The sequence below is a fragment of the Bacillus oleivorans genome (assembly GCF_900207585.1).
GTDB lineage: Bacteria > Bacillota > Bacilli > Bacillales > JC228 > Bacillus_BF > Bacillus_BF oleivorans.
This window is the reverse complement of the sequence record NZ_OAOP01000007.1, coordinates 1-19,340: the sequence shown is the minus strand read 5'-3', so window position 1 is coordinate 19,340 and position 19,340 is coordinate 1. Positions and strand designations below refer to the sequence as shown.

The window sequence follows — 19,340 nt, the reverse complement described above, 5'->3', positions numbered from 1 at the left end:
GGTGAAGTTGAACAAATACATAATTTCAGCCTATCTTTTTAATAGGAACCTTACTCATTATACTATACCAATTATTGCATGAAAAACGCCTTTTGTGGATATGAAAAATAAAATTCACATAATAGACAAAAAGCCGAACAATCAAATAAATTTTGTCATTGATTTTTATTGGGAGAACCTCTACCGACAATTATTAAAGCATATTTTGTTTCGATTTTGTGAATATCTTCGTTCGAAATTATGTCTAATTTGTGTCAAGCAGCTAAAAGCCTCCCCTTTTTGTGATTATTTTAGCATAATATTGAGTAGAGGTTTTTTCTAACTTACTAACATCTAGTCATTCATATTGTGCGAAACTTTTGTCTAGTCAATTCGCTTTGTATCCTTCTATTTTTAAGTTCGAATTTGCTACATCCAAAATAGACGGTATAATAGGATAGGATTTAGTCCTTTATAAGGTCTATAATAGTTTTTATGATCTTAAACTGAAGACTACCGTTTTAATTATTGTTATTTTAAAAATGAATAGGTATAAACACGCATATTATCCTGCGTGGAAAGAAGGTTGAAAATATGCAGCGTAGGGGGTTAAAAGTAATAGCAATTCTTTCAACTATTGCTATGCTTTTTGTTTTATTAGGGGGAGCTCTTGTTACGAAAACCGACTCTGGAGATGGTTGTGGGGATTCATGGCCCCTTTGTCATGGACAATTGATCCCTGAAGAAATTACTTCAGAATTAATAATTGAAATGGCTCATAGAATCGTATCGGGATTAGCAGGAATCCTTGTCCTTTCGCTTTCGATTCTGACGTGGAAATATCTTGGGCCAAGAAAAGAAACTAGATTTTTGTCGGTTTTATCCTTTCTATTTTTAGTGCTGCAAGCCCTGATTGGGGCGGCTGCCGTCAAATGGGGACAATCCGATTTTGTTCTTGCCCTGCATTTTGGGATCTCACTAATTTCATTTGCATCCGTTTTTCTGCTAACATTAATCGTTTTCGAAGACGGACAAAAATACCAGGACAAACCATTATTTATAGATAAAAGGATGAAACGTCATATAATTGGAATTTTCTTATATACGTATACGGTTGTTTATACCGGAGCACTCGTCCGGCATGTAAACGCCAGTCTTGTCTGTCCAGATTGGCCGCTTTGTGTCAATAGCACGGCTCGGTTACTTCCAACTAATTTTCATGAATGGGTTCAAATGGGACACCGTTTTGCAGCAGGTTTTGTGTTTATTTGGATTTTCTATATTATGATTCTAGCCTTTAAACACTATAAACAAGAAAAAACTCTATTATATGGATGGGTAATGGCTTTTATCCTTGTTTTATTACAGGTAACCGCCGGTGCTTTAGTTGTATTGTCAAACCTAAGTCTTGGCTTTGCTTTAGCACATGCTCTTTTTATTTCCCTTTTATTTGCATTACTGAGCTACTTTATTCTTTTATTGTACCGAAGTCAACTGTACTTTAATTCACCTGAAAAAGCTGGCCAGCAGGTGAATTTGCAATAGAAGTAAATCTTCATAAAAAAGGTGCCGCCTAAGCAGCACCTTTTTTATAGTTATTCTTTAATTAATTCCACTAAGAGGTCTCCCGCCTTAATAGAATCTCCATTTTGCACATAAATCGATTGGACAATTCCATCAAATGGTGCCTGGACAGTGGTTTCCATTTTCATAGCTTCTGTAATGAGAAGGTGGTCTCCTTTTTTAACCTTTTCTCCCTTCTCTACTAATAATTTTACAACTGTTCCCGGCATTGTGGCACCTATATGATTTTCATTTTTTGGATTTGCTTTTATTCTTTCTGCCACAGTAGTTTTAATGTTTTCATCTTTGATCACTACTTCCCGCGGTTGTCCGTTTAACTCAAAATAAACAACCCTAGTCCCATCAACTTGTGGCTGACCAATTGATACTAATTTAACAATCAGCGTCTTTCCCGTCTCAATCTCTACTTCTATTTCTTCACCAAGCCTCATTCCATAAAGAAATGTAGGAGTATCTAATACAGATACATTACCAAATTGATTAACGGTTTGATTATATTCTTCAAATACTTTTGGATAGAGTGCATAAGAGAGGACATCATAGTTCGTTACTTCACGATCCAGTTCTTGGACTAACTTTTCTTTAATTTCTTCAAAATCAACATTATCCAGAAGTTCTCCAGGGCGTACTGTAATTGGGTCTCTCCCTTTAAGAATCACTTTTTGCAAATCTTTAGGGAAACCGCCATATGGCTGGCCCAGATATCCTTCAAAAAGCTCAACAACTGAATCTGGAAAATCTAGCATATATCCTCTCTCTAAAACATCACTTTCTGACAGATCATTTTGTACCATAAAGAGAGCCATATCCCCTACAACCTTTGAGGATGGTGTAACTTTTACAATATCGCCAAACAGTAAGTTCACTCTTCCGTACATTTCTTTCACTTCATCCCAGCGCTCTCCTAAACCAACCGCTTTTGCCTGCTGCTGCAGATTGCTGTATTGGCCGCCAGGCATTTCATGAGTATAAACGTCCGGATGGGGAGCCATCATTCCGCTTTCAAAATCTTTGTAAATTCTTCGAATATCTTCCCAATAATTTGACAGGGACTCTAAATTTTTTATAGAAAGATCCGGCTGTCTTCCTGTACCTTCTAACGCATAATAAAGACTATTTGCACTTGGCTGAGACGTCAATCCTGCCATAGTAGTTACAGCTGTATCTACAATATCAACTCCGGCTTCGATCGCACGGGCATACATAAAGATTCCATTACCGCTAGTATCATGAGTATGAAGATGAATTGGAATTTCAACGGTTTCCTTTAACGAAGATATTAAACGATAAGCAGCTTCCGGTTTTAATAGCCCGGCCATATCCTTTATGCCTAGCATATGCGCCCCTTGGTTTTCAAGTTCTTTGGCTAACTGCTTATAATAATTCAAATCATATTTAGCCCGGGAAGAATCTAAAATATCGCCTGTATAACATATTGCAGCTTCTGCCACTTTACCGGTATCGCGGACCGCTTGAATCGCTACTTCCATTCCCTTCACCCAGTTTAAACTGTCGAAGATCCGGAAAACATCGATTCCTCCTTCAGCGGACTTCTCAACAAATTCTCGAATCACATTATCTGGGTAATTTTTATATCCGACCGCATTGGAAGCCCTTAGGAGCATCTGGAACAGAATATTTGGCATCCTTTCACGTAAAACAAGCAATCTTTCCCATGGGTCTTCTTTTAAAAACCGGTAAGCTACATCAAATGTTGCACCGCCCCACATTTCTACAGAAAACAGGTCTGGCAGGAGTTTTGCCACAGGTTCTGCAATGTGTTTTAAATCAATGGTACGAACTCTTGTAGCCAATAAGGATTGGTGTGCATCACGAAAAGTCGTATCAGTCAGTAATACTTTTTTCTGATCTTTGACCCATTTTGCTAAACCCTCTGCACCTTTTTCTTCCAGAACTTGTTTAGTTCCGAAATTAAAATGGAGATCAGCAGGAACTTGTGGAATCCTAGTTCTCGGAAAGACGGGCTTCTTCTTTTTTTCGATGCCTGGAAACCCGTTAATTGTCACATTTCCTATATAGGTTAGCATCTTTGTGCCGCGGTCTTTACTGATTGGAAAATTAAATAGTTCTGGTGTTTCATCGATAAAATGGGTCGTATATTGCCCAGAAAGAAAATTTTTATGTTTGACCACATTCTCCAAGAATGGAATATTAGTTTTAATTCCCCTAATTCTAAATTCCTGAAGGTTTCGAACCATTTTCTTAGCTGCTTGTTCAAACGTTAGAGCCCAAGTAGAAACCTTTACTAATAATGAATCATAGTAAGGAGTTATGACAGAACCCTGAAACCCATTTCCTGCATCTAGCCGAACACCAAAGCCTCCGCCTGAGCGGTAAGCGATAATTCTCCCTGTATCAGGCATGAATTGATTAAGCGGGTCTTCCGTCGTAACCCTCGACTGAATCGCATATCCATTCGGCTTGATTTGCTCTTGTCTTGGGATCCCAACCCGCGAGCTATGTAAACTGTAACCTTCTGCGATTAGTATTTGTGAATGGACGATGTCAATTCCAGTGATTAATTCTGTAATCGTGTGCTCTACCTGAATCCTCGGATTAACCTCAATGAAATAAAATTGGTCTCCCTGTACTAAAAATTCAACGGTTCCTGCATTAACATAGCCTACACTTTCCATAAGCTTTACAGCTGCGGTACAAATCTCTTGCCTGACACTTTCCTTTAACGAAACAGAAGGTGCTACCTCCACAACTTTTTGATGACGTCTTTGCACAGAGCAGTCCCGTTCAAATAAATGAACAATGTTACCTTCCGTGTCTCCTAAAATCTGAACCTCGATATGCTTAGGAGCTTCAATCATTTTTTCCACGTACACTTCATCACTGCCAAATGCAGCTTTTGCTTCTGATTTAGCCCGTTCAAAGGCCTGTCTAATCTCCTCTTGGGAACGAACTACCCTCATTCCCCTGCCTCCGCCGCCAAGAGCAGCTTTTAAGATAATCGGAAACCCATATTGTTTGGCAAATAATATAACGTCCTCTAATCTTTGGACTGGTCCATCACTTCCCGGAACGACAGGAACACCAGCTTTTTGTGCGGCCACTCTCGCCCTTACCTTATCTCCAAAAATATACAAATGTTCTGGGTGAGGACCAACAAATGTAATCCCTTCTTCTTTACAGCGGGTCGCTAAGCCAATGTTTTCAGATAAGAATCCATAACCAGGGTGAATGGCATCTACCCCGCTTTGCTTAGCTATTCTAATAATATCTTCAATATCTAAGTAAGCTTCAATCGGCTTTTTTCCTTCACCGACTAAATAAGCTTCATCTGCCTTATAGCGATGGTACGATCCAGTGTCTTCTTTAGAGTAAATCGCCACTGTCCGAATATCTAATTCGGTGCAGGCTCTAAAAATTCGAATTGCAATTTCCCCGCGATTTGCAACCAGCAGTTTGTTGATTTTCCCCATACACGCCACTCCATTCTCTTGTTTATCGATTCATCATTCTCCCATTTCCGCTAATCGTATAAAACTTTTGATTTTGCCCCTCTTCTGCAGCTGGGAGATCTTTTTTCTCTTTATACCTTCTTTCGTAGTTTGTAAAACATGATACATTTACGAGCAAGCCAAGAGACAACGATAATAAAAGTAAAGAGCTTCCTCCATAACTGATAAAAGGAAGAGGTACACCAGTAATCGGGATTAAGCCGGAAGCACCTCCTAAATTAATAAAAGATTGAATCCCAATCATGCTTGAGATACCTATGGCAAGTAAACTTCCAAATGGATCTTTACATTTTGTGCTTATTCTGATTCCCCGAAGAACGATAAAACCTAGAGAGAGGATAACAAAACCTACGCCGAATATCCCAAGTTCTTCAGAAATGATGGCAATAATAAAATCGGTATGAGGCTCAGGCAAGAACCCAAGTTTCTGTGTACTTTCGCCAAGCCCTTTTCCCGTTAAGCCGCCAAGGCCAATTGCAAAATAGGAATTGACAAGGTGATACCCATCATCCTGTACATCAGAAAAAGGATCTAAAAACCCTTCGACTCTACCAAGTCTCTCCTCTGAAAAGATCTCGTCTTTATTCATTAAAATAAAGGGAGAGATTAATAAAATAAGCGTTACTCCTAACAAGAAAAGTTTCGCTAAGCTTTTAATATTCATTCCGGAGCAAATAATCATAAATGCCCCTATCATGAAGATAATCGCTGCTGTCCCGAAGTCAGGCTGAACCATAACAAGAAAGCAAACTAATAATAAGTATAAAAGCGGGGGGACAACCCCTTTATTAAAATCATTGATATAGGATTGTTTTTTTCCATAAACAGCTGCCAGATAGATAATGATACCCAATTTTGCAAATTCAGAAGGCTGAATACTTCTGGCCCCCACCTGAAACCAGCTCTGAGCATTGTTATATACCTGACCAAATAAAAATAAGGCAGATAAACTAATCAGGCTACCCAGCATAATAAAGGCTAGTACCTTTTTGTTTTGAAAAAGTTTGTATGGAAAAATAGCTGCGAAAAAAAAGGCAATAAAAGAAAGGATTATATGTATTTTTTGCCTTTGATAGAAATAATCACTTGGCCGAGGGGGGTCTAACTGCTGGACCGCCCAAACAATACTTGAACTATAAATCATAACAAGACCAAAAAAGCATAACAGGATATATACAATCACAATCGAGTAATCATAAGACTTTAAAACGTTTTTTAGCATGTAATCTACCCCATCTGATAGCATTTCTTATGTATGATACATTTCAATAAAAAAAGAGAGTTTCCTGCCGCATTAAAATAAAAAAACTCAAACAGCTTCTTATGAATGTTTGAGTTTTTCAGCTTATTTCTTTTGTGATGCCTCATGCAAGACGGACAATTGTCGCTCCAAAGCATCTAAGAGTTCTTTGCCGTCCTTCTGTTCAACTAAACCAAGGCGGACAGCAAAGTCTATCTCTCGAGATAGTCCAAACATTTGTGTATCCAAAACTTCCTCATAAAGAGGGCATTGTGGCATCGTCAAATTATCCATTTGTACTTTTATTAATTTAAAAATTTTATCGGCGTCTGCCTTAAGCAATTCATACGCTTTTTCACTATGCTGTACGGTTGTCTCTTGTGCCACGGAGATCCCCCCATTTACGTCCATTAAAGATATTTGTTCAAAAAGCGGACAATATTAACGGACTTTTTGAACAACCTCTAAATGCCGATTCTATCTTTAAATTTTACCTTCAAATCTTCAAAATTGCAAGGATTAAAAGGGAAAGTAACGGGGTGATGCAGACATTTAGAAGATACTAAAATTATATTTTTCATTCATAAATTCTAATAGTTTCCACCCGGCCAGACTATTTCCCTTTTCATCAAGGGCTGGCGAAAAAACCCCGATTCCGCAGCGATTGGGAATCACACCAAGGATTCCGCCTGATACGCCGCTTTTTGCCGGTATTCCCACTTTCATCGCAAATTCCCCAGAAGCATTATACATCCCGCATGTTACCATAAATGTTTTACAAATTCGTGCAATTTGCACCGGAATTATTTGCTCGCCCGAAACAGGATTACGGCCATTATTTGCAAAAACAGCTCCTAATTGGGCTAACTCGAGGCAATTCATTTCAATCGAGCATTGCTTCGTATACAGCTCCATAATCTTTTCCACTTCACCATTTATGATCCCATGCTGTTTCATAAAAAAACAAAGAGCACGATTCAGGTATGAGGTACTAAACTCAGATTCTTGCAGTTCTTTATTATAGGCGATTTCCGGATTACCTGTTAATGTTCTGATAAAGTCCAGGAAATCTTCCCATTGCTCCTTTAAATCAGCCCCTGGAATTAAACTGGTAACCACTAGAGCACCAGCATTAATCATAGGGTTCAGCGGCTTTGAAGGCTTAGTTGTTTCTAGCTTGGCAATTGAATTAAAAGGATCACCCGTCGGCTCCATTCCTACTCTTTGGAACACTTCCTCATCCCCTATTCGAGCCAAAACATATGCTAAGCTTAAAACTTTTGATATACTTTGTAGCGAGAACCTTTGTTTATAATCACCAGCATATGTACAAGTACCATCTAAGTGAAAAATCGCGACCGACAAATGGCTCGGATTTGCTTTTTCTAAGGCAGGGATATATGTAGCCAGCTTCCCTTGTGAACTATAAGGTCTTGCCTGCAACACTAATTGTTCGAGTTCATTACTTGCCTGACATGTCAAATTGAACACCCTTTACACTTATAATCTTTTACATAGAATTTCCTATAAGCAAAGAATGATGCAATAGACTGACAGGTGAAAATTTTGATACGAAAGGATTGGGATCCATGGATTTTATTATTCAATTAAAAGGAAATGTCCGCTATTCGTTAACGTTAGATCCGTCCGTTTGGATTTTTGATGATAGAAAATTGGATTTAGACGAAAAGGCACAGGAAGCCAAGGAAGAAAAAGACTTTACTGAAGTTTTATCAAAGAACTGGGAAAAAGAAATTATGGAAGGTGCCGTCTCTCCTCCGACAATCAAATCCGAAAAAAAATTTTTAAAAGAAAAAATTTTAAATGGAACTTTCGCCATGCCTTTTCAGCCATTTTTAGAAAATGCAAAGCCGAATGAAGATGCTAGCCAACTAATTATCCAAACAAAAGATGGTGATGTAACTCTTTCCATTGAAGAGGGATACAATATCCTGATGAAATTCTCAAATCAAGGAAAACCGCTAAAAGAAGATGGACCTGTTCATGTTATCTACGGTGATCGGTCTAATCTTGAAAATCCCATTAAACATGTAACAGCGATTATCGTTAAATAAAGAACCGCTAGTGGCCCACAATAACGTATGATTCGAGTTAGACTTGATAACAGCAAAAAGGATAACTTATTCTTTGTGGGCCAATTATTTTTCTTCTTAAAGCAACTCGGCTGCTAATTTGGCGAGGTTCGATCTTTCACCTTTTATTAGCTTAATATGCCCCGCAATCGATTGATCTTTAAACTTCTCTACCACATAAGTAAGTCCATTATTATATTCATCGAGATAAGGATGATCGATTTGTTCAGGGTCCCCCATTAAAATGATTTTACTTCTTTCCCCAACCCGGGTTAATATCGTTTTGACTTCATGCTTGGTTAAATTCTGAGCTTCATCAATAATAATAAATTGTTCTGGAATACTCCTGCCCCTAATATAGGTAAGAGCTTCCACTTCAATTGATCCCATTCCGGCTAATATCGCATCTAATTCACCTGGCTTCTTCGTATTAAATAAGTACTCGAGATTATCATAAATTGGCTGCATCCACGGGCGGAGCTTCTCCTGTTTCTCACCAGGCAAATACCCAATGTCTTTGCCAACAGGCACGATTGGTCTAGCCACTAACAGCTTCTTATATCTGCCCAGGTCCTCTGTTTGCCATAAACCCGCTGCCAGTGCTAATAATGTTTTACCCGTTCCTGCCTTACCAATCATACTGACAAGCTGAATGTCATCGCGAAGAAGCAGCTCAATTCCCATGTTTTGCTGAACATTTCTAGGTTTAATCCCCCAAACATGCTCTTCCTTATGAGACATCTTTCTAATCCTAGTTCCAGACGAGTCAACCATTCCTATTGCAGACGATGACCCTCCAAAGGCATCCTTCATAATAAAAAATTGATGCGGATAACAGGAGGAGGAAAAAGACAGATCAGAAACGAGTATTTCTCCTTGTTCATAAAATTTAGTTAATATTGCGTTATCTACATAATTTTCATTAAACCCTGAGTATATATGGTCTACTTCCACAACACGGTCGCTTAAAAAATCCTCTGCATATAAACCAATGGCATCAGCCTTTACCCTGACAAGAGCATCTTTAGAAACTAATATGACATGACTGCCATTCTCTTTTGCTTCTTCCTCTAAGGATAAATTTTTCGCTACTGCTAAAATCCGGTTATCATTCGTTTTTTCCACAAATATTTCTTGTAATTGCTGAAATGAACGGTGATTTAATTCAATTCTGAGTGAGCCGCCATTTTCTAAAGGGATTTTCTCGTGTAACTTTCCATTCTCCCTCAAACTATCTATAAGTTTAGATACCTGCCTTGCATTCCTCCCAATTTCGTCCATATATCTTTTTTTCGAATCGACCTCCTCTAAAACTACAGCAGGTATTACAACCTCGTTATCTTCAAACGAAAAGATCGAATACGGATCCTGCAATAAGACATTGGTATCTAACACATAAATTTTATTCAAACCGCCGCCTCCTGCTAGAAGTATTTGCTATTCAGTTGTCTGTAAAAGCGGTAGGGCAATTTGCCCGAAATTTACTGTACTGTTGGGGTTAGTTCCACCGTTTCGTTATTACGGCGGGTCGCCCGATTTAAGTGCTGTTTTGCTCAATTACTGGGTTTGCTGCTCAATTGGTTGGGGGTTCCGCTCTATTGGTTGGAGTTTCCGCTCAATTATTTGAGGTTTCCGCTCTATTATCCGGGTTTCTCGCTCAATTATCGGATTTACTGCTCAATTACTGGGTTTTTCGCCCATTTACTTGAAGTTCAGCCCATTTTTCGCGTTCACCGCTCAATTACCGGGTTGCCCGCCCATTTACCTGGGGTTCCCGCCCATTTACTTGGGGTTCCCGCCCATTTACTTCGAGGTTCCGCCCATTTACTTCGATCGAGGTTCCGCCCATTTACTTCGAGGTTCCGCCCATTTACTTCAATGTTCCGCCCATTTACCTGGGTTCCCGCCCATTTAATTCGAGTTTCCTCCACCCGATTATCGGGATTCCTGCTCTAAAAATGCGTTTCCCGATCAATTATTAAAATTCTGCTCAATTACTTGGCTCTCGCTTTACTTTTTTTCATCTCTTCAACAATCGAAGCTTACCTTCAGCTCGTCGTAAAGCTGGTACGAAGTATTTTTATTCTCGACCTTAGTTTGTGCTGGTGCTCCTGCGCCATCGCTTACTTGAGGAAGCCTACCTTCAGCCCGTCGCAAAGATGCACGAAGCTATGTCACTGTTGTGTTTCACGATGTTTCTCAGTGGGGCAGCTTCGCTAAAATATATGTCCTAATGCATAAAGTTAGAAGAAGATTTGCAAACTAATTAGAAAATGCAAGGGTCTTGCTAAGCTGCTTTTGATATTCGATTTTTTAGCCGAATCTGAACTGAAACAAAGCAGACTATGTCTTAGTTTTTAAATAGCTTTAGCAAGTCGAAAAAACTTGAGCATAAAAGGGTGAACAGGATATGTTTAAAAAATGTGGTATTCTTCTTTTTTGTTTAACATGGCTCGTAAGCTGTAACGCCAATCAAAACGCCAACGATAATAGGACAGCTGAAAATGAAAATTTAGTTCGTGTAAAAAATAGTACCTTTGATGAAAATGTAGATCGGGAATCTGGCCAAGAGATTGCTTCACATCTCGTTGAATTGACGACAAGAGTTCCTAATGTGGAAGATGCAACCGCAGTTGTGTTAGGAGGATATGCTTTTGTTGGGATTGATGTGGATGCAAACATGGAACGTTCACAGGTAGGTACTGTCAAGTATTCAGTGTTGGAGGCATTAAAGGACGATCCTTATGGTGCGCAAGCAATTGTAGTAGCCGATCCCGATATCGTTCAGAGACTGAGAGAAATTGGTGCTGATATTGAAAATGGCAGACCGATTCAGGGAATCTTAAATGAACTATCAGATATCACCGGACGTGTTATGCCGGATATACCTCTGCATTTAGAAGAAACAACACCTAAAAATGCAACTGAAAAACCAAAGAATCAGGTGAATCAGCAAGAAGAACAACAGTTAAATAAGGAACAAAATGACCAGTCCAATCGGCAAAAATAAGAATGGGGGCAATCTGCCTCCTTTTTTTATAAATTTGTTTTAGCCTTTGTCCTTCAAAAAGCTCGCTCTTAATAAGGAGTTAAAATCTTCAAATCCCTTTATGTATCATATGAAGTATAGATTCATACGGTGTAAAATATCAGCGGCCTTACTTAAATTTGGTAAAGATATTCTTCAAGAAAAAAAAGTCACATGGTATACTTAAGGGCGTGAGGTGACTGAATTTTGAGAGTACAGTGTTTTATCTGTGAAAAAATAGAAACAATAGATGACCAATCTCCTTTAGCTAAAAAATTACGGAACCGCCCGATACATACTTACCTATGTGATGACTGTAACCAGCGTATCACAGAGAGGACAGAAATTCGTAAACGATCTGGTCATTTTAGACTGTATGAACCTAAAAAAATAGAGGATGATTGGATATAGTCCTTTTCATCTATATAAAACAAATAACTCGGCTTCTGAAAGCCGAGTTATTTGTATTTTTCAGGGTCTTTATTCATTTGGTCAATCATAGATTCAACATAATTACGAGGAAGCTGCAGTTGCTTTTCCTCTCCATTAATCCGATAGTATACCGTCAGCTTTTGAGCATCTTTGTCCACACGGGCAGCTTCCACTTTAAACTGATTCGTTAGAATATCATAAAAAATGGCTGCTGTTTCACTCGCTGCCTGATCGTCAGGCCGTGCCAGTGCTACTTCACGAATCGATAACCAATTGTAAAAGGCATCTTGTAAAGACCTCACCTTCACACCCCTTAGCTTATTCCATCTACCTTTTCCTCGTTCTTCTGCTGTTTCAGACGGATTTTATATATAATTAATATGACAGATGCCACAATTAATCCTTCCGCTACTGGTAGAAAAACTCCAAAAAACGTTAAAATCGTACAGCCAAGAATTAAAAATAGGTAAATAACTAACGACTTAAGAGGCGGTAATTTTTTTGCAAATCCCAATTTATATACGACGATACTGAGAATAATGATCGTTATATATAACCACCACATCCCAACCTCAGGATTTTCATCTACTTTATATAAAGCTGCAAAAAAAGAAAGTCGTTCCGCTACGTCCACCACTGCTAACACCACCTAGACTTTTTATACCCGCTCGTACTTTTTCTTACGCGCCAGTTTTTCTCTTTCTGCTTTATCGAGAATTTTTTTGCGCAATCGAATGGATTCAGGTGTTACTTCACAGAATTCGTCATCATTTAAAAATTCTAGTGCTTCTTCTAACGAAAGAATCTTAGGCTTTTTCATCGTAACTGTATTATCTTTTGTTGCAGATCGAACGTTGGTTTGCGCCTTAGCTTTAGTTACATTCACATTCAGATCGTTTTCTTTGTTATTAACTCCTACGATCATGCCTTCGTAAACTTCAGTACCAGGCTCAATAAACATAACGCCGCGATCTTCTAAAGCGACAAGGCTGTATTGAGTTGCTTTTCCTCTTTCCATTGATACAAGTGCACCTTGGCGGCGTTCTCCGGCATGGCCTGAGAATACTGGCTTATAAGAGTCAAAATTATGATGGATAATTCCATATCCCCGAGTCATGGATAAAAATTCAGTTCGGTAGCCAATCAATCCTCTTGAAGGAACTAAAAATATGAGTCTGACTTGACCGGTACTTGTGTGAGACATATCGAGCATTTCGCCTTTTCTCTCGCCAATTGATTCCATAATGCTCCCCGTATACTCCTCAGGAACATCAATTTGAACTCTTTCAACTGGTTCACAGAGAACACCATCGATTTCTTTTAAAATAACCTCTGGACGCGATACGAGAAGCTCATAGCCTTCCCGTCTCATATTTTCAATCAAAATCGAAAGATGAAGCTCCCCTCTTCCCGATACAATCCATGCATCTGGAGAATCGGTTGGTTCTACTCTTAAACTGACATCCGTCTTTAATTGAACATCTAACCGTTCCTGAATCTTCCGGGCTGTTACCCATTTTCCTTCTAGGCCGGCAAATGGGCTATTATTGACTTGAAATGTCATTTTTAAAGTAGGTTCATCAATTTCCATGACTGGTAATGCTTCAGGATGTTCCCGATCACAAACGGTTTCACCAACATTTACTTCTTCAATCCCGGAAATCGCTACTATATCACCTGCAGCTGCTTCTTCGACTTCATAACGCTTCAATCCCAGGAAAGAATATAGCTTAGTGATCCGGTGAGATTCAGATGACCCATCCCGCTTCATTAGCGTAACAGATTGTCCGACTTTAATTCTTCCCCGGTAAATTCGGCCAATCCCAATTCTGCCTACATACTCATTATAATCAAGTAATGCTACTTGTAGCTGTAGCGGTTCATCTTCATTTTTTGGCGGTTCTGGGATCGACTCAATAATTTGATTTAATAATGGGGTCATATTGTCTTCTTGTTTGGTTGGCTCTAAACTAGATGTTCCATTAATCCCTGATGCATAGACAACCGGAAACTCAAGCTGATCTTCATTTGCACCCAATTCAATAAATAAATCAATCACTTCATCCAAAACCTCATCAGGACGTGCAAATGGTTTATCAATCTTATTAATGACAACGATTGGCTGAAGATTTTGTTCTAACGCTTTCCTTAAGACAAAGCGAGTCTGTGGCATACAACCTTCATAAGCGTCTACTACGAGCAGAACACCGTCTACCATTTTCATAATCCGTTCTACTTCGCCGCCAAAATCAGCGTGTCCTGGAGTATCCAAAATATTAATTTTATACCCGTTGTAATGAATGGCTGTATTTTTGGCTAGTATCGTAATTCCGCGTTCTCTTTCAATATCATTCGAATCCATTGCTCTTTCTTCAACATACTCATTTTCACGGAATGTTCCTGATTGCTTTAACATTTGGTCTACTAATGTTGTTTTTCCGTGGTCAACGTGTGCAATAATGGCTATATTTCGTATAGACATGATGTCAACCTGCTTTCTTTTCTAATTTCAGTTCATTTATCTTTACCACAATTACGAAAATTGCGGGTCTATTGTCTTTCTAGCTCCAGCACCCAGCTCCTATCGGACTTATCAAGCTCCAGCGCTTTAGATTTTTCCCTTTACCCCCATCGATAAGTCAACATCGACTCCTTTACGGTCGCCGTGTTTTCTTTAGCTCAGGTGCGGTTCAGTTCAGTCCGTGCGTTGCTGAAAGGGCGCTTGCGCCTTTCTTGTACAACTAGAATATTATAACACACGTTACTAGAAATAAACACAAAGGTTCGTTACAATATAGATAATTGATTGTAATTTTGAAAGAGAGGACATTTTAATGGCTTCAGCAAATAAAATTTTTATAGTATACGCCTGTTTAGCGGTTCTTTGTATAAGTGGTATTGGGATCTTTATTAGCGAAGGCAGTACAATCGGGATTATTGCCTGTATTTTTGGTACTGTATTCATTATGGGGCTCGGTTTTAAAACAAAACGAAGACTTCGCCAAAGTGAGAGCTCCAACCAATAATCCCCTATAAAAAAGACTATTTAGGATCGGATCCCTAAACAGTCTTTTTTTTTGCTTTGCATGATTAATTTTCCCTCTAAACGAATGTAGATCTTCTGTCAATGTTTTACATCAGTATTATTTCCCTTGGTAATCCTTTAAATAATTTTCTCTTATTTCGTCATAAACCGTCGGACCTCCGACAAGTAAGGAGGAGGGGTTTAACAAGGATAGGGGTTCTCCTTTAAGATTAGAAGTTTTGCCCCCAACCTCTTCAATAAGCAGCTTTCCTGCTGCGTAGTCCCATGGATTTAAGCGCATCGTTATGTATCCATCTAATCTTCCTGTTGCCACATAGGCAAGTTCAATTGCAGCAGCCCCATATGAACGGGTTCCCCTAACGGTTTTGACTAATGGAGACAATATCTGATAATCAATCCTTTTATTCGGAGTAATCCATGTCGCATTAAGCCCTATTATTGCTTTTTCTAAAGTTACATCTTTCAATGTATTTAACCTGATGTCGTTTAAAAAAGCCCCGCTTCCTGGTATAACATGATAAAAATCGTCAGCCATCACGTCATAAATAATACCTAAACGACCCTCTCCATTTTCATAAACAGCCAATGAAATCGCAAAATTCCTTTTTTGGTGGACAAAATTCATCGTCCCGTCAATTGGATCCAGTATCCAGATCACTCCATCCAATGATACTATTCTGTCACCGAAGCCTTCCTCACCCATTATTTTAAATTCAAGATTGTATTGTTTAATTTTTTCAATAAAGAATTTTTCTGTATCTTTGTCTATATTTGTGACGAGATCATTAGCATCCGACTTTGTTTCAATCAGAAGCTCTTCATTGAGTGAATCTCTTATCCTTTGCCCCGCCTCTAATACCCATTCTTTTGCGGCTTGAGCAATATTTATCCAATTTGTCATCCTGATCCCCCGCCATTCATTCATCTTTACTTAGCTTACTAAAAAAATGAAAGCCTATTCAAGTATGGACACTTCATATTCCATTTCCCAGTATACATTGGAAAACTTCTGAAACGAAAAAACGGATCTGTTCTCTAGCGTTACAGACCCGTTTATTATTCATTTCGTTTCATTATAAATCTTTTTTCTATCGTATTCATTTTTTCGTCCTTTATAATCCATTTAATTGAATTAATTCTTTTCGAATCCGTTCAAGCTTTTCTTTGCACATTTTTATCATTTCTTCATCTCTATCTTGCATGGCTTCGTATAACACCGCTAGTTCATAATTCATTTCTAATTTTAAAACAGCTAATCTTTCTTTCTGCACTTGATCTTTCTTTTTAATGGTTTGTACGAGTTGCTTCATATCTGCCACTCCTCTCATCATGAAATGAGCCAAAATCAAAATTTTCAACATTTTCAGTTTTCTATATTCTATGTTAAAATAATTTCTCCTGCAACTAATTTGTGCTCGTACCCAAATATTACTATTTCGCCTTAAAGACAAGGTTCCTAATCCCTTTATTTCTAAAAAGAACTTCTTTTTTGCCCGTGATTACATGTTCTGCTAGTATAAAAAGAAAAGATGTAGCTCTCATTTTATGATCTAGACACAAAAGGAGTTAGAAAAGATGTCATTTACCGGATTTTCACAATCAGATTTTGACACATTTCAAATTGAAGGACTTGAGGCTAGAATGGAAGCAATCGAAAATCGCATTCGGCCAAAATTCAGAGAGATTGGAGAACTGCTGACAAGCGATCTCTCGGCATTAGCCGGAAATGAAATGTATTTACATATTGCCAAGCATGCAAGACGAACCGTAAATCCTCCAAAAGACACATGGCTTGCGATAGCCAATAATAAACGAGGATACAAACAGCATCCGCATTTTCAAGTAGGGCTTTTTGACGATCATGTTTTTATATGGCTCGCCTTTATTTATGAACTGCCAAATAAAACTGATATCGCTAAGACCTTTTTAAAAAAAATAAATCAAATACAAACAATTGTACCTGAAAATTATGTGATTTCTCAGGATCATATGAAAAAAGAAGCAATCTCCGTTCAAGAACTTGGTAAAAAGGGCTTAAAGCAATCATTGGAAAGATTTCGTGATATAAAAAAAGCAGAATTTCTTGTAGGACGTCATATTTCCTCTGACGATCCTATTTTGAAAAACGGATCTGTTTTCTTAGATGAAGTAAAGGAAACCTTTACTAAACTAATGCCATTATACAAACTTGCCTATAATCAAAAATAAAAATACGCCAGCATATGGCGTATTTTTGTTTTACTTTGATCCTTTTACATTTGTTCCTGCTTCCTGCTGCTTCATATCCCGCACAATCGGATATGGATCATAGCCACTTTCTTCTTTAAATTCTTTAAACCATTTCTTCTCCTCGGCTTTTCCCGGAACAATTTCTTTAAACCGTCTATATAATGCCATGATTTCTTCCCGCTTTATCCCTCTCTCGTAAGCTTTTTCAATGCCTTCATAAAAATGAATCACGTCTACGATTTCTTCTGTGGACCAATCATAGTCTATTGGATAGTTATACTCCATTAACGATCCTCCTCCAATTTTTAGCCATTTTCTATGTATACCACTTGGCCTTCTTCTGTGTATTATGAACAATTCTGTGTAAAACTAAGAACTCAAACCGAAAATTTCCGCAGCTGCCACTATGCAAAGAGAAGGCAAGGTGCTATAATTCTTTTGTTTTATGTCAAATAAATATTGATACTTGTATAACTAAGCACCATTAATCATCAGACATATTAAATGCTGCTCTGTCAGCATAGCTGATAAATAGTGAGAAATACGCTGCTGTTAAACTATGGCAAGAATCTAAAAAGAGGTGTGACATCGTTGTCTCAATACGAAACTCCGTTATTTACAGGTTTAGTAGAACATGCTAAGAAAAATCCAATTCAATTTCACATACCAGGTCATAAAAAAGGAACAGGAATGGATCCTGACTTTCGTGAGTTTATTGGTGAAAATGCATTATCTATCGATCTAATCAATATTAGCCCATTAGATGATTTACATCAACCGAGAGGCATTATTAAAGAAGCTCAGAAACTAGCCAGCGAAGCATTTGGCGCCGACCATACCTTTTTCTCTGTGCAGGGCACATCAGGAGCCATTATGACTATGGTCATGACTGTTTGCGGACCTGGAGATAAAATTATTGTCCCAAGGAATGTCCATAAATCGGTCATGTCTGCCATTGTCTTCTCTGGGGCAACCCCTATTTTTATACATCCGGAGATTGACCCGAAACTGGGAATCTCTCATGGAATTACAACAGAAGCAGTCGAAAAGGCCTTACAACAGAATCCGGATGCTAAAGGGGTTTTTGTTATTAACCCCACTTATTTTGGAATTTCTGCTGATCTAAAAAAAATAGTTGAAATCGCCCATTCCTATTCGGTTCCGGTATTAGTGGACGAAGCTCACGGTGTTCACATTCACTTTCATGAAGAATTACCTCTCTCTGCTATGCAGGCAGGTGCAGACATGTCAGCAACCAGTGTTCATAAGCTTGGGGGTTCAATGACACAAAGCTCCATCTTAAATGTCAGAGAAGGACTTGTTTCACCAAAACGCGTTCAGTCGATTTTAAGTATGCTGACCACTACGTCCACTTCTTATTTACTGCTTGCTTCCTTGGACGTTGCCCGCAAGCGACTGGTAACAGAAGGTAAGGCTTTGTTGGAGCAGACGATTGAGCTGGCAGAAAAAACACGTGAAAAAATTAATGAAATTGATGGACTTTATTGTGTTGGCAGAGAAATTTTAGGAACAAAGGCGACATTCGATTATGATCCAACTAAATTAATTATTCATGTTCGGGATTTAGGAATTACCGGTTATGATGCTGAGAAATGGTTAAGAGAGGAAGCCCGGATCGAGGTAGAACTTTCTGACCTTTATAATTTACTCTGTATTATCACACCTGGAGATACGGAGTCTGAGACAAACGAATTAGTTCAATCGCTTCAAAAGTTAGCTTATATTTGTAAAGACTATCAGGAGGGAGAGAAAATTGAGGTTCTGCTCCCAGACATCCCTGTATTAGCCTTATCTCCAAGAGATGCCTTTTACGCAGAAACAGAAGTTATTCCTTTAGAACTGTCGACAGGCAGAATCATCGCAGAATTTGTCATGGTCTATCCTCCTGGAATTCCGATTTTCATCCCAGGGGAAATCATTACGAAAGAGAACCTTGCTTACATTAAGAAAAATATCGAAGTCGGACTGCCTGTTCAGGGACCTGAAGATTTTGAATTGAATTCAATAAGAGTTATCAAAGAACACCACGCCATTAAATAAAATAATCCGATTCTTTCTCTATAAATAATCGAAAAAAGTGACAAAAAAACCATCGATTTCATTGAACTGCACCCCAATTGTTAGACACACAACTAACAATTGGAGGTGCAGTTTTTATATGTCTAAATTTAACATAGAGGAAAAAATAGAAGCAGTT

The 19,340-nt window shown here is 38.5% G+C and carries 19 protein-coding genes; 7 read left to right on the top strand and 12 right to left on the bottom strand.

Features of this window, described 5'->3' with window-relative positions; translation table 11 throughout:
* The first annotated feature begins 573 nt into the window (after positions 1-573).
* Entirely contained in the window at positions 574-1,524 is a 951-nt protein-coding gene (locus tag CRO56_RS15035; protein ID WP_097159446.1) for a COX15/CtaA family protein, read from the top strand.
* A 50-nt stretch (positions 1,525-1,574) separates the two neighbouring features.
* Here the strand turns inward: CRO56_RS15035 and pyc are convergent, their stop codons facing one another.
* The 4 genes from pyc to glsA all read right to left on the bottom strand — a co-directional run bounded on the left by pyc (position 1,575) and on the right by glsA (position 7,776).
* A complete protein-coding gene (gene pyc, locus CRO56_RS15030) occupies positions 1,575-5,015 on the bottom strand; it encodes a pyruvate carboxylase (protein ID WP_097159445.1) in 3,441 nt (1,146 codons plus the stop codon).
* A gap of 22 nt (positions 5,016-5,037) precedes the next feature.
* Positions 5,038-6,276: an FtsW/RodA/SpoVE family cell cycle protein gene (locus tag CRO56_RS15025; RefSeq protein WP_097159444.1), complete on the bottom strand. Its 1,239-nt coding sequence runs from the start codon at positions 6,274-6,276 to the stop codon at positions 5,038-5,040.
* A gap of 123 nt (positions 6,277-6,399) precedes the next feature.
* Positions 6,400-6,681: an Fpa/YlaN family protein gene (locus tag CRO56_RS15020; protein ID WP_097159443.1), complete on the bottom strand. Its 282-nt coding sequence runs from the start codon at positions 6,679-6,681 to the stop codon at positions 6,400-6,402.
* A gap of 165 nt (positions 6,682-6,846) precedes the next feature.
* Entirely contained in the window at positions 6,847-7,776 is a 930-nt protein-coding gene (gene glsA, locus CRO56_RS15015) for a glutaminase A (RefSeq protein WP_097159442.1), read from the bottom strand.
* A gap of 107 nt (positions 7,777-7,883) precedes the next feature.
* On the opposite strand from glsA, the gene CRO56_RS15010 reads away from it, so the two are divergent.
* Positions 7,884-8,369, top strand: a complete 486-nt coding sequence (locus tag CRO56_RS15010; RefSeq protein ID WP_097159441.1) for a hypothetical protein — start codon at positions 7,884-7,886, stop codon at positions 8,367-8,369.
* 96 nt (positions 8,370-8,465) lie between these two features.
* Here CRO56_RS15010 and CRO56_RS15005 read toward each other — a convergent pair whose 3' ends face one another.
* Both CRO56_RS15005 and CRO56_RS15000 read right to left on the bottom strand, forming a co-directional pair.
* Positions 8,466-9,797: a PhoH family protein gene (locus tag CRO56_RS15005; RefSeq protein WP_097159440.1), complete on the bottom strand. Its 1,332-nt coding sequence runs from the start codon at positions 9,795-9,797 to the stop codon at positions 8,466-8,468.
* Between the two features lie 320 nt (positions 9,798-10,117).
* Positions 10,118-10,318 (bottom strand): hypothetical protein, encoded by a 201-nt coding sequence (locus CRO56_RS15000; protein ID WP_097159439.1) that lies wholly within the window; start codon positions 10,316-10,318, stop codon positions 10,118-10,120.
* Between the two features lie 479 nt (positions 10,319-10,797).
* Here CRO56_RS15000 and CRO56_RS14995 point away from each other — a divergent pair, with 479 nt between their 5' ends.
* Together CRO56_RS14995 and CRO56_RS14990 are read left to right on the top strand one after the other, a co-directional pair.
* Positions 10,798-11,397 (top strand): YhcN/YlaJ family sporulation lipoprotein, encoded by a 600-nt coding sequence (locus CRO56_RS14995; protein WP_097159438.1) that lies wholly within the window; start codon positions 10,798-10,800, stop codon positions 11,395-11,397.
* Between the two features lie 225 nt (positions 11,398-11,622).
* Entirely contained in the window at positions 11,623-11,826 is a 204-nt protein-coding gene (locus CRO56_RS14990) for a YlaI family protein (RefSeq protein WP_097159437.1), read from the top strand.
* Positions 11,827-11,873: 47 nt separating this feature from the next.
* Here CRO56_RS14990 and CRO56_RS14985 read toward each other — a convergent pair whose 3' ends face one another.
* Genes CRO56_RS14985 through typA form a run of 3 tightly spaced genes read right to left on the bottom strand, consistent with a single transcriptional unit; the run spans position 11,874 to position 14,329 of the window.
* On the bottom strand, positions 11,874-12,149 hold the full coding sequence (locus CRO56_RS14985) for a hypothetical protein (RefSeq protein ID WP_097159436.1): 276 nt from the start codon (positions 12,147-12,149) through the stop codon (positions 11,874-11,876).
* Positions 12,150-12,160: 11 nt separating this feature from the next.
* Positions 12,161-12,484 (bottom strand): YlaH-like family protein, encoded by a 324-nt coding sequence (locus tag CRO56_RS14980; RefSeq protein WP_179714297.1) that lies wholly within the window; start codon positions 12,482-12,484, stop codon positions 12,161-12,163.
* 21 nt (positions 12,485-12,505) lie between these two features.
* A complete protein-coding gene (gene typA / locus CRO56_RS14975) occupies positions 12,506-14,329 on the bottom strand; it encodes a translational GTPase TypA (RefSeq protein ID WP_097159435.1) in 1,824 nt (607 codons plus the stop codon).
* 352 nt (positions 14,330-14,681) lie between these two features.
* Between typA and CRO56_RS14970 the strand changes: the two genes are divergently transcribed.
* Entirely contained in the window at positions 14,682-14,873 is a 192-nt protein-coding gene (locus tag CRO56_RS14970; RefSeq protein WP_097159434.1) for a YlaF family protein, read from the top strand.
* A gap of 117 nt (positions 14,874-14,990) precedes the next feature.
* On the opposite strand, the gene CRO56_RS14965 is transcribed toward CRO56_RS14970, so the two are convergent.
* On the bottom strand, positions 14,991-15,794 hold the full coding sequence (locus tag CRO56_RS14965) for an inositol monophosphatase family protein (RefSeq protein WP_097159433.1): 804 nt from the start codon (positions 15,792-15,794) through the stop codon (positions 14,991-14,993).
* 211 nt (positions 15,795-16,005) lie between these two features.
* Positions 16,006-16,203, bottom strand: coding sequence for a hypothetical protein (locus CRO56_RS23525; protein WP_097159643.1), 198 nt, complete (start codon positions 16,201-16,203; stop codon positions 16,006-16,008).
* 265 nt (positions 16,204-16,468) lie between these two features.
* Here CRO56_RS23525 and CRO56_RS14955 point away from each other — a divergent pair, with 265 nt between their 5' ends.
* Positions 16,469-17,101 (top strand): YktB family protein, encoded by a 633-nt coding sequence (locus CRO56_RS14955; RefSeq protein WP_097159432.1) that lies wholly within the window; start codon positions 16,469-16,471, stop codon positions 17,099-17,101.
* A gap of 30 nt (positions 17,102-17,131) precedes the next feature.
* Here CRO56_RS14955 and CRO56_RS14950 read toward each other — a convergent pair whose 3' ends face one another.
* Positions 17,132-17,407 carry a UPF0223 family protein gene (locus CRO56_RS14950; protein ID WP_097159431.1) on the bottom strand — a complete coding sequence of 92 codons (276 nt, stop codon included), beginning with the start codon at positions 17,405-17,407 and terminating at the stop codon, positions 17,132-17,134.
* 306 nt (positions 17,408-17,713) lie between these two features.
* Here CRO56_RS14950 and CRO56_RS14945 point away from each other — a divergent pair, with 306 nt between their 5' ends.
* Positions 17,714-19,183, top strand: coding sequence for an aminotransferase class I/II-fold pyridoxal phosphate-dependent enzyme (locus CRO56_RS14945; protein ID WP_097159430.1), 1,470 nt, complete (start codon positions 17,714-17,716; stop codon positions 19,181-19,183).
* The last annotated feature ends 157 nt before the right edge of the window (positions 19,184-19,340 follow it).